The sequence below is a fragment of the Candidatus Neomarinimicrobiota bacterium genome (assembly GCA_041862535.1).
Taxonomy (GTDB): Bacteria; Fidelibacterota; Marinisomatia; order SCGC-AAA003-L08; family TS1B11.
The window spans coordinates 1-6717 of the sequence record JBGVTM010000263.1; the positions used below are offsets into that span (position 1 = coordinate 1).

Annotated in this window: 10 protein-coding genes; 8 read left to right on the forward strand and 2 right to left on the reverse strand. The window is 56.7% G+C overall.

Annotated features, from left to right (window positions below; translation table 11 throughout):
• Nucleotides 1-1102 (forward strand): DUF2891 domain-containing protein (locus ACETWG_09730; protein MFB0516862.1); only part of this gene is annotated, 1102 nt, incomplete at its 5' end.
• 115 nt (nucleotides 1103-1217) lie between these two features.
• On the opposite strand, the gene ACETWG_09735 is transcribed toward ACETWG_09730, so the two are convergent.
• Nucleotides 1218-1400, reverse strand: a complete 183-nt coding sequence (locus ACETWG_09735) for a type II toxin-antitoxin system HicB family antitoxin (protein ID MFB0516863.1) — start codon at nucleotides 1398-1400, stop codon at nucleotides 1218-1220.
• Nucleotides 1401-1687: 287 nt separating this feature from the next.
• On the opposite strand from ACETWG_09735, the gene ACETWG_09740 reads away from it, so the two are divergent.
• Nucleotides 1688-2344, forward strand: a complete 657-nt coding sequence (locus ACETWG_09740; GenBank protein MFB0516864.1) for a SagB/ThcOx family dehydrogenase — start codon at nucleotides 1688-1690, stop codon at nucleotides 2342-2344.
• A gap of 189 nt (nucleotides 2345-2533) precedes the next feature.
• Here ACETWG_09740 and bcp (ACETWG_09745) read toward each other — a convergent pair whose 3' ends face one another.
• Nucleotides 2534-2995 (reverse strand): thioredoxin-dependent thiol peroxidase, encoded by a 462-nt coding sequence (bcp, locus tag ACETWG_09745; GenBank protein MFB0516865.1) that lies wholly within the window; start codon nucleotides 2993-2995, stop codon nucleotides 2534-2536.
• A 191-nt stretch (nucleotides 2996-3186) separates the two neighbouring features.
• On the opposite strand from bcp (ACETWG_09745), the gene ACETWG_09750 reads away from it, so the two are divergent.
• The 6 genes from ACETWG_09750 to ACETWG_09775 form a co-directional block, all read left to right on the forward strand.
• Nucleotides 3187-4122 (forward strand): aldo/keto reductase, encoded by a 936-nt coding sequence (locus ACETWG_09750; GenBank protein ID MFB0516866.1) that lies wholly within the window; start codon nucleotides 3187-3189, stop codon nucleotides 4120-4122.
• A gap of 88 nt (nucleotides 4123-4210) precedes the next feature.
• Nucleotides 4211-4741 (forward strand): thioredoxin-dependent thiol peroxidase, encoded by a 531-nt coding sequence (gene bcp, locus ACETWG_09755; protein ID MFB0516867.1) that lies wholly within the window; start codon nucleotides 4211-4213, stop codon nucleotides 4739-4741.
• A gap of 30 nt (nucleotides 4742-4771) precedes the next feature.
• The gene (locus ACETWG_09760; protein MFB0516868.1) at nucleotides 4772-5257 is read left to right on the forward strand and encodes an isoprenylcysteine carboxylmethyltransferase family protein; all 486 of its coding nucleotides are present in this window, start codon (nucleotides 4772-4774) and stop codon (nucleotides 5255-5257) included.
• Nucleotides 5258-5360: 103 nt separating this feature from the next.
• Entirely contained in the window at nucleotides 5361-5777 is a 417-nt protein-coding gene (locus tag ACETWG_09765; GenBank protein ID MFB0516869.1) for a single-stranded DNA-binding protein, read from the forward strand.
• A 158-nt stretch (nucleotides 5778-5935) separates the two neighbouring features.
• Complete coding sequence (locus tag ACETWG_09770; protein MFB0516870.1) at nucleotides 5936-6226, forward strand: RNA recognition motif domain-containing protein; 291 nt, start codon at nucleotides 5936-5938, stop codon at nucleotides 6224-6226.
• A gap of 162 nt (nucleotides 6227-6388) precedes the next feature.
• A partial coding sequence (locus ACETWG_09775) for a hypothetical protein (protein ID MFB0516871.1) occupies nucleotides 6389-6717 on the forward strand: 329 nt, incomplete at its 3' end.

The window sequence follows — 6717 nt, forward strand, 5'->3', positions numbered from 1 at the left end:
GCTCATCGGATGCAAGGGGGATTCCAGGGAGGCTACCGGGAGACAAATGTCCCGTGAGGACTCGCTGGCAGGGCTGCAACTGGATCAAAATGCGGCCACGGGATTCGCCCAGCTGGCCCTGAACTGCATTCAGAGAGAGTATCCCAACAAGCTGGACCACGTGATGAACGACCCGGGTGAAGTGCAGCCTCCGGCCGTGCTTCATCCCGCGTTTTACGGGTGCTTTGACTGGCATTCGGCCGTGCACGGGCACTGGATGCTGGTGCGCCTGCTGAAATTATATCCAGACCTACCGGAGGCGGCGGCGATACAGCAGGCTTTAAATGCCAATCTGACGGAGGAAAATCTCAGGATAGAAGTCGAGTACCTGCATCAGGAAGGCCGCAAGTCATTCGAAAGGACCTACGGCTGGGCCTGGCTGCTGAAGCTGGCGGAGGAGCTGCAGGGCTGGGATGATGCCGACGGCAGGGTATGGTCGCGTAATCTGGAAGCGCTTGCTCGAGCCATCGTGGAGCGCTACTCGGACTTTCTGCCGCGACAGACATATCCTATTCGTACCGGCGTTCACCCCAATACCGCTTTTGGAATCGCATTCGCGCTGGATTATGCGCGCAAAGTAAACGACAGCGAATTCGAAGAGCTGCTGCTGGAACGGAGCCTGGCATATTACCAGGGGGACCAGAGCTGCGCGGCGGACTGGGAACCAAGCGGCGAAGACTTTTTCTCGCCCTGTCTGGTGGAGGCCGATCTGATGCGGAGGGTGCTGAAGCCGACGGACTTCCGGGAATGGTTCCGCCTGTTCATGCCGGGACTGATCAGGGGGGAACTTAAAAATATACTTGAGCCGGCCATCGTAGCGGACCGAAGCGATCCCAAGATCGTCCACCTCGATGGTCTAAACATCAGCCGGGCGTGGTGCATGATGGGCATTGCTTCCAGCCTTCCGGCGGACAGCCCGCTGAGAGAAATGCTATTGCAGGCCGCAGCCCGACACGCCGCAGCCTCACTGGACTACGTTACCAGCGGGCAATACGTAGGGGAACACTGGCTGGCGTCGTTTGCCGTGTATCTGTTAGCAATGCAAGGCGGAATGACGGGTTAGGCTAATCCCAGTCCTCCAAGACCCGGTGGGCATGGCCGGGGGGCTTGACCTTGGTTGTTGAGGAATCTCAGCCTGCTATCAGGAAGAGATATCCTTCATCCACCAGACGGCGGATTCAGGATGACAAGCAAGGCTTGGGTTCACGGCGGTCCTCAAGAATCAGCGCGATGGCTTCCTTCAGGCTCTGAAGGCATTCCTCCCGGGTGCGGCCCTGGCCATTGGCGCCGGGGACCTCGGGGCAATAGGCGATATACCAGTCGCCGTCTTTTTCCATTACAGCCGTAAATTCGTTATGCATAGCCAAGACCTCCTGGATGCAAGTTATTCCGTTTGGACACCCCACGCAAGCAGGTATAGGGGTAGAGTGAAGGAAGTGCGTCACCCCGGTTTTCCAGGATCTCCTTGGCGTGGCCGGCGGGCTTGACTTCCGGAGTAGACCTTGTAGATGGTGCTGGCAACACCTAAAATCGGACGAACCTGGAGGTTGATCCGTCACCGGTTAGGTGTCTTAAAAAACAGCACTAGTTGATATTCCAAGAAGCCAGTGATCAAGTGAATAATTATCCAACTCGAAGGAGGAGCATTATGAACCTAAAATCGTTTCCAGCCGCTCGCTTGTTAGTTGCCGTTCTGCTCATTTGCCCCGCTTTAGCTTCGGCGCAGGAGCTGAAGTCGATCCAGCTACTGAAGCCGGAAATTGACCGCGGCAGACCACTGATGCAGGTGTTGAATGACAGAAGGTCTACACGCGAATTCAGTACCGAGAAGTTGCCCCTGCAGGAGCTATCAAATCTGCTTTGGGCGGCGTTCGGGGTTAATCGCCCGGAGTCGGGGAAGCGTACCGCGCCATCGGCGATGAATCGGCAGGAAATCGATATTTACGTTGCCAGCGCCGATGGCCTTTACCTTTATGATGCGACGGCGCACACTTTGAAGCCGGTTCTGGCAGAAGATATCCGGGCTGCAACCGGGCGTCAGCCATTCGTGCAGGAAGCGCCGGTGAACCTCATTTATGTGGCGGATTTTGCAAAGATGGGTGAGTCCGCAGCCGACGAAAAGGTCTTCTATTCCGCTGCCAACACAGGCTTCATCGGCCAGAATGTCTACCTGTACTGTGCTTCCGAAGGATTGGCGACAGTTGTACGAGGGATGGTTGACAAGCCGGCCCTGGCAAAGGTGATGAGACTGCGAGCGGACCAGAGGATTATCCTCGCACAAACGGTGGGGTATCCGAAAGAGTAGTAATTGGGGAGAGAATCAAACAGGGATTAACGGGAAATTTAAAGTGTTAAGCCCTCCGTCTTAAAGGCAGGGGCCTCATCCGCCAGCTGGCGGACAAGGAGCATATGCATGGCTCTTTGAATAGATATTCTTCGCTGCCCATCCGATCCGCCGGTTGGCAGACTCATGGCAGGCTACGCTCAGGGCGACTTAGTCTTTCCAGACTGCAAGAATCTGCCGGGCGTGCCCAGGGGGCTTGACTTTGGGGTAGACCTTGTGGATGGTACCGTCCGCGTTGATCAGGTAGGTAGTACGGGTGATGCCCTCATATGCCCGGCCAGCCAGCTTCCTGGGTCCCCACACGCCGTAGGCCTGCAGCATGTCGTGGCTCTCGTCGCAGAGCAGGGGGAAGCGGAAGCCGTTTTTCTCTACGAACTTGCGTTGTTTGGCTGGCTGGTCGGCACTGACGCCAACGATCTTGATGCCGCGGTTTTCAAACTCATGGAATTCGTCCCGGAATCCCTGGCCCTCGATGGTTCAGCCCGAGGTGCCGGCTCTGGGGAAGAACCACAAGACGACCTTACTGCCGCGGAAGTCCCAAAGCGATACCGGCTGCTCATAGGCATCCGGCAGGGTGAAATCGGGGGCGGGGGTGCCGGGTTGCAGTAACATGATATCTCCTCCCTCTTCGTGTCAGGAATACGTAAAAATTTACTTTGGTCTTCAATATCGCTCAACAGAAAGTAACCGATCACTACGCCAGGCGGTTGCCGCCCGCCGGTTGTGCCCGTAAATTGGCTGGGCAGGTTAGACCAGCAACGCCATTATCTCAGTAGGCATTCATAACTCACCTGGTATAAGAGATGCAGTATCGCCATTTAGGCCCTAGCGGCCTGCAGGTATCCGAAATCGCGTTGGGGGGGTGGCTCAACATCGGCGGCTGGGTGGATGAGAAGACCTCCATTGGTCTGATCCACCAGGCTTTTGCTGCCGGAGTCAATCTCTTTGACATGGCGGACGTATACGCCGACGGTGGAGCAGAGGTCGTCCTGGGCAAGGGCATAAAGGAGCTGCCCCGGGAACAGGTGATCGTGGCCACGAAGTGCCGCTGGCGCATGTGGCCGGGTCCCCTGGGGGAAGGACTGTCCAAGAAACATATCGTGGAGTCCTGCGAGGCGTCCTTAAGGCGGCTTAACGTCGATTATATCGACCTTTACCAGGTCCACGGTCCGGATCCCGCCACACCTATCGAAGAGACCATGGTCGCCCTGGACCTGCTGGTGCACCAGGGCAAGGTGCTGTACCTGGGCTGCTCCAAGTTCACCGGCGCGCAGTTAACGGAGGCGAATGCCGTCGCCGAAGCCCGGGGCGGGACCAGGTTCATCTCCAGCCAGCCGCGCTACAACCTGCTGGATCGGGAAGCCGAGGAAGAGCTTTTCCCAGCCTGCAGGGAGCTGGGGGTAGGCAACATTGTGTATTCGCCCCTGGCGCAGGGAGTTCTCACCGGCAAGTACCAGCCGGGCAAAATTCCTGAAGACAGCCGCCAGGCACGCTGGGAGCAGGATATACCGTTCCTCAGCGAGAAGAACCTGGCTATCGTAGAGAAGCTACGGCCTTTAGCCGAGAATTTCGATATGACCCTGGCCCAGATGGCGCTACGCTGGTGCCTGCGTCGGGAAGAGGTATCAGCGGTGATCGTAGGCGCCAGACAGGCTGAACAGCTGGACGAGAATCTGACGGCCGCCAATAAGACCCTGGAGCCGGGTCAGATCAAGGAAATCGAGGCGGTTCTCACCTAGAAAACACTGCCTTGCTGCCAGCCCGACTATATATCACGATGAATTCACTTGAATACCAATCCAGATTGAGTGTATACTTAATAAAGCTATGAGCCGTAATAGAAACGTGGGGCTGCTTGCGATTACCGCACTGGTGCTTATCGGAGTGTTGCTGGCCTGGTCTAGCGCTTTAAAAGAAGGCGACCTGGCGCCGGATTTCACGCTGCCAGACCAGGATAGCGTTAACCACACCCTCTCGGATTACCGTGGGCAGAAGGTGCTGGTCTACTTTTATCCCAAGGATGATACGCCCGGATGCACCAAGGAAGCCTGCAGCCTGCGGGACGACTATGAGGAATACCAGGCGGCTGACATCGTGATCCTCGGGATCAGCTACGATTCCGCCGAGTCACACCAGCAGTTCCGCGAGAAGTACAACCTGCCCTTCACCCTGCTCAGTGATTCCAAGAAGGAGGTAGCCGCAGCCTATGGCACCAAGGGGATCTATCCGATGGCCATCCGGCGTTCGTTTCTCATTGATGCGGAAGGGCACATCGTTAAGATCATCAAGGATGTGGACGTGACCACACACAGTCAGGACGTTCTGCGCTACTTCCGCGAAGCAGCTCCTCAACCCTAGATTCCAGTGAACCGCAGCCAGTGCCGAATTGTGGGCGTCGAACCCATCGCCGTTGCAGTGACCATCGCCATCTGGGCACTGCTCCTATATCTGCAACGCAGCCTGCCGCTACCCGTCATGCGCCTTTCACCAGGATGGCGATGGGGCCTGAGCCTGCTCTTCCTGGCAGACGGTCTGGGCACTTTGCTCTGGAGTGCTTTCACCCTAGCCAAGGCCAATCGGGGAAATAAGCTGGCCGATACCGGGCCCTATGCCCTGGTGCGCCATCCCATGTACGGCACGGTACTGTGGAGCGGTACGGCGGTGGTGGCCTTTGCCTTCCATTCCTGGCTAGTTCTTCCAGGGGTAGTGCCGCTGCACCTCTGCTGGATCTGGCTGGTTCAGCACGAAGAGCAAGAGCTCATCCGCAGGTTCGGGGCTGCGTACATACAGTATGCCCAAGAGACCGGCCAGTTCTTGCCCCGGCTGACCAGCCTCAAGAAAGTAGCGCAAGGAACCGACGACCTAGAAAGTTGACATTGTTTCTTGAAACTAAAATCCGTACGTTACAACCTAACTTTTTATGGGAGTCAATCAACCATATATGTATGGCCGCATAGGCCCGAACAAAGGGGGATTCATGCAGAGAGGAAGCGTAAACAAGGTCATTCTGGTGGGTCATGTAGGGGCTGACCCGGAGCCACGTTACACACCCGCAGGTACTGCGGTGATCAACCTGCGAATGGCAACCAATGAAGTCTGGCGCGACGCCGAAGGGAATGACCAGGCAGTAACCGAGTGGCACCGGGTGGTACTCTGGGGCAAGCAGGCCGAGTTCGCCGCCAATTATATCAAAAAAGGACAGCTGGTCTGTGTTGAGGGTCGGCTGCAAACGCGCACTTGGGAGGACCGTAACAAAGTTGAGCGGCGGACCACCGAAGTGCGGGCCAACATCATTACGCCGTTGGGAGGCTTGAAGACTGCGGAGGGCGAAGTGGAGGATATCCAGGCGGTGAGCGAGGAACAACCGCCCGAAGACGAGGATATCCCCTTCTAGGGGCTCCACTGAGGACAAGGCAGAATCCCGGGCACTAGAGGACTCGCGGCAGGTCCAACCTGGATCCATCGGCTGACGGATTAATATACTGAAAAAATGCTGTATAATGTTAGTTAGGCCGCGCCCAGCAAAATGTTCAAGATAAAAAGGAGTCCAGAATGAATATCTACGTAGGGAACTTGTCCCACGAGGTGACCGAAGAAGAGTTGCGGGAGGCTTTTGAAGCCTTCGGGAAGGTTGAATCGGTCACAGTCATAAAAGACAGGTTCACCGGGGAATCAAGGGGATTCGGATTCGTGGAGATGCCCGCCAAGGCTGAAGCCGAGTCCGCGATCGAAGGCCTGAATGAGAAGGAGTTGAAGGGACGAGTGCTGAATGTTAATGAGGCTCGCCCGCGTGAAGAGCGTAAAGGAGGAGGAGGAAGACGAGGTGGAGGGCGGCGCTTCTAGCAGGTAACACCCGGAAAAACATAGTCAGAGCCAGGCTGCGCCTAATCCGCGCAGGCGGCTTGTCGCGCAAAGGCACGGCAGCTGATGCGCCAGGACATCAGGTGTGTCTGGCCCGTCCGGTATTTTTGACCGTACGCCGCTACCGCACGGGTGATATACGCCATGCCGGATAGGCTCGATCTGAGCGCGAAGAATCTCAATCCTGCCAGCATTGCTAAACGGGCGCTTGCAGACGACAAGGTCTTCGAAGCGCTGATCAACGGCATCTCCCCTGATCGGAAAAAGATCACCATCCGCGAAAACAGCTTCAAGGCCCTGATGCTCCTTAGTGAAAAGCACCCGGACCGGCTGTTGCCTTATTGGGAGTATTTCGTCGGGCTGCTTAAGAGCAATAACAGCTATTCCAAGTACGCCGCCATCCACATCATCGCTGCCATAGTGCCAGCCGATAAGCAGGGCCGGTTTGAGAAGGCATGCGACCTTTACCTCGG